We start from the raw sequence: 829 nt of genomic DNA on the forward strand, positions 1-829 counted from the left end.
GAGGGCGGCGCCGGCCGCGAATGCATGCGGGCCGGCGCGTCGCCAGCGCTTATTAGCGGCCGGCCAGAAATCGGTGTCAACGGCGCACCGACTGTGCTGCTTTCCCGCGCGGACGATTGACGTGCCGCGCGGTGCGCCGATCGGCTCAGGGCTTGCCCGATGCGCCGCCCGATGCCTCGCCCACCAACGCGGCCACTGGCAGCGTGGCGAGCAGGTCGGCCAGGCGCAGCCGCTGCCCGCGCGCGGCATGCGGCGCGCGCTCGGTCAGCGCGTCGCGCCAGGCGTGCGGGGCATCGTCGGGCAGCACCACGGCGGTGTCGCCCCAATGGCGCGGATCGATGCGCGGCCCGGTGCCGTCGGCGGCCAGCATGCCGTGCGCGAGCCGCGCGCCCACCACCAGGATCGCGGTATCGGCATCGCGCCGCATCAGCGCGATCGCGTGCGCCTGCGCCGGGCCTTCGATCGCGAGCGGCAGGTATGCGCCGCTCGCGAACGTGGCGGCGTGCCGCGCGCGCAGGCCGAGCAGGCGCGTGACCAGCGCGCGCTTGATGCGCGCGTCGGGCCAGGTGCGCAGATAGCCGGCGAGGTCGCCATCCACCGGCATGGCGCGCCGCTCGGCGAACGCGACGTCGCGGCGGTTGTCGGGATCGACGAGGCTGAAATCCCAGGCATCGGTGCCCTGGTAGAGATCGGGCACGCCGGGCGAGACGATCCGCAGCGTGGTTTGCAGCAGCGCATTGACGACCCCGGCCGGCGCGATGCGCGCCACGAACGCGTGCAGCGCATGCGCGAAATCGTCGTCGCCGCGCGGCGTCAGGATTTCGCGCAC

Annotated in this window: 1 pseudogene; it reads right to left on the reverse strand. The window is 74.3% G+C overall.

The annotated features are described in order from the left end of the window. Positions 1–145: 145 nt before the first annotated feature. A pseudogene (locus tag ACYP33_RS28590) lies at positions 146–829 on the reverse strand (malto-oligosyltrehalose synthase); the annotation flags it as partial.

It is taken from the genome of Burkholderia sp. 3C (assembly GCF_054589155.1).